This window comes from Candidatus Bathyarchaeota archaeon (assembly GCA_025059045.1).
Classification (GTDB): Archaea; Thermoproteota; Bathyarchaeia; order Bathyarchaeales; family DTEX01; genus JANXEA01.
Genome location: JANXEA010000024.1, coordinates 1 through 2,684, shown reverse-complemented (window position 1 = coordinate 2,684; position 2,684 = coordinate 1). Strand labels below are relative to the sequence as shown.

4 protein-coding genes are annotated in these 2,684 nt (G+C 42.6%); all 4 read right to left on the bottom strand.

Going from position 1 to position 2,684, the window contains the following annotated elements:
* A partial coding sequence (gene pgk, locus NZ952_06850; protein MCS7120899.1) for a phosphoglycerate kinase occupies nt 1-179 on the bottom strand: 179 nt, incomplete at its 3' end.
* A gap of 51 nt (nt 180-230) precedes the next feature.
* Nucleotides 231-1,241 (bottom strand): type I glyceraldehyde-3-phosphate dehydrogenase, encoded by a 1,011-nt coding sequence (gap, locus tag NZ952_06845; GenBank protein ID MCS7120898.1) that lies wholly within the window; start codon nt 1,239-1,241, stop codon nt 231-233.
* Nucleotides 1,242-1,401: 160 nt separating this feature from the next.
* Nucleotides 1,402-2,034 (bottom strand): hypothetical protein, encoded by a 633-nt coding sequence (locus tag NZ952_06840; protein MCS7120897.1) that lies wholly within the window; start codon nt 2,032-2,034, stop codon nt 1,402-1,404.
* 233 nt (nt 2,035-2,267) lie between these two features.
* The coding region (locus tag NZ952_06835) for a KaiC domain-containing protein (protein ID MCS7120896.1) at nt 2,268-2,684 on the bottom strand (417 nt) is incomplete at its 5' end.

Sequence of the window (2,684 nt, the reverse complement as noted above, 5' to 3'; positions counted from 1 at the left end):
ATTACAACCTTAGCTCCTCTTTCTGCCAACTCTTTTACTGTAGTTTCTCCATGAGCCTTAATTCTTGAGTCATCCAGAATTTTCTTGGTTGATGGATCCACTGGTGAGTTAAAGTCTACTCTCACTAGTACTACCTTACCCTCCACATCAACATCATTTAATGTTAGAAACTTCGCCATGTCTCCACCCGGCCTAAAAAATATTAGCAGAAGTTTTTCAGCAGTTTTTAGCTAGGGCTTGTCTTTTTTACCTATCAGCTCGATAAGTTCTACCATTCTGCAGGAAAACCCCCACTCATTGTCGTACCACGCCAATACTTTGACTAGATTCTCGATTGTCATTGTTGATAACCCATCAACTATTGCCGAATATGTTGAGTGGTTAAAATCAGAAGAGACCAGAGGTTCTTCTGTATATGCCAGGATGCCTTTCAATTCACCTTCCGCTGCTTCTTTGAAAACTTTATTCACTTCTTCAACAGAGACTGATCTCTCCAAAACTGCTGTTAGGTCGACGATGGAGACATTAGGAACCGGGACACGCAAGGCTAACCCATTCAACTTTCCGGCTAATCTTGGAAGAACTTCACCGACTGCTCTGGCTGCACCCGTGGTTGTAGGTATTATATTGAGCGCTCCTGCACGGGCCCTGCGTAAGTCAGAGTGTACTAGATCTAATATTCTTTGGTCATTGGTATAGGCGTGTGCTGTTGTCATCAGACCTGTCTTAACGCCAAAGTTCTCATCCAGCACTTTGGTCACGGGTGCAACACAGTTAGTTGTACAAGATGCATTAGATATAATAACATGTTTTTTAGGGTCATAGGCCTTATCGTTGACCCCCAAGACAATCGTTATATCAGGATTCTTTGCCGGAGCTGATATCAAAACTTTCTTGGCACCAGCTTGCAGATGCTTAGAGGCATTTTCTCGGTCAGTGAATTGACCGGTTGATTCAATGGCTAGATATACGTCCATCTCCTTCCACGGGAGCTGAGCTGGGTCTCTCTGGTTGAGTAGCGGAATCTTCTTACCATTGACGACGATTCCATCACTTTCGGCCTTGACGTCAAAAGGCGCAGGTCCATGAACTGAATCATATTTCAGCAGATGTGCCATAGTCTTTGCATTTCCAATATCATTTATAGCCACAAAGTCTATGTCAGCTTTCTTTTCTATGGCTGCTCTGAACAGCAACCGTCCGATCCTTCCAAATCCATTTATCGCCACTCTTATAGGCATTTTCTATCAACCTCAAGCTTAAGACATGTATCTCCTGTTTTCCTAATAAATTTTCGCTATCTAATGATTCGCTGTTCGCGAATTCCATTAAGCCTATACGTCAAAGACCAAAAATGGTTCGGTAAGAAAATATTTGGACTGGGGATGGGAAGACGCTAGCTCAGGCATGATCCTTAAAAAGCCATTTTATTATTTGTCTGTCTAGCGGCATTGTCTTTCTCTTTCGGCGTCTCGATAGGAGTTGGTAGCCGCCTATAGCTGAGTACGCACTTTCAGCAAGTTCATCAGCTTCACCTTCGATAAATTCTCTCCAAGTCAAATTATGTCTGAATCTATCAGGCGCTAACCATTCTGGTGTGAATTCGTCTAGTTGATTTGGTTTCATGCAGATGCATGAGACATCGAGTTTTCTGTGGAGGCTAAGAGGGCAGGTGAAAACTCTTGCTAAATCCATCTTGTTCTCAACACGTATTTCATCTTTTGGTGAATACTCAGAGATCTTGGCGGTCAGCTTTGCCTTTACATATTCCACGATCGAGAACGCCAGGTCAAAGGGATGATGGTGTTCCAGAATGCTAGGCGAAAGTGATCTTTCATGTAGATGGATATGGCATCCGTTACCAGACCATTTGATATATAGGGACTTCCTTACTCCAAAGCTTTCTAAAATATTAATGATTTCTTTCGCTGTCCTTATGGTCACTTGCCAGTTCGAAAGTATGCTGTCAACATCCCAGGTAGGCGTGCAATATTGAATATTTGAGAAGTCGTAGGTGTTCTCAATAGTGGTCAATGAATAATAAACATTTGCCGTGGCATATAAGGATCGAGGCGAAGAATCTTTTTGTTTCAGATAATCGAAGAAAGAATTTATGTTACCTTCCTGCAGCGGACTTTTCCGGATATAACGTTGAAATTTAATGTTGCCTCTGCTGTCTATCCAGTGAACAGCGATCCATCTGCCTTTACAAAAATCCAATATTTCCTTTTGAACTTCAGGCCGAGAATAATATTCAATCGTAGATATCATAGCAGTTCGGTTTCCCTTTTTTCGACGCTTCTCTGAATTTTTTCCACGACATGCTTGGGCAGCGAAATGTCCTCTTTTCTCATCTCTACTGGTTTTACTATGGTCAACCCTTTAGATGGGATGATCGTGATTTCATGCATCTGAAGGCTATGATTAGTCTGCCGCATCTTTTCGATAAGCATGAACCTCCTCAGAGAACCCTTCCTCACAGACCTTCTAAATCTTATTATGCCATCTGCAATATGCTCGATTCCCCACCCGAAGGCCTCAGATGTAGTTATTGCATACTGTGAAGTCGCCATAACGGTGAAGTCCCATTTTGAGAGAACCTTCTTAACAAAATAGGAGTGTCTCCTAGCCATTGCTGGTTTATCAAGCCAGAAGGCGGATAATGAGTCGATGACCAGTCGCGC

Coding starts and splice junctions, on each gene's coding strand:
- gap (MCS7120898.1), bottom strand. CDS start 1,241: ATGCCTATAAGAGTGGCGATAAATGGATTTGGAAGGATCGGACGGTTG.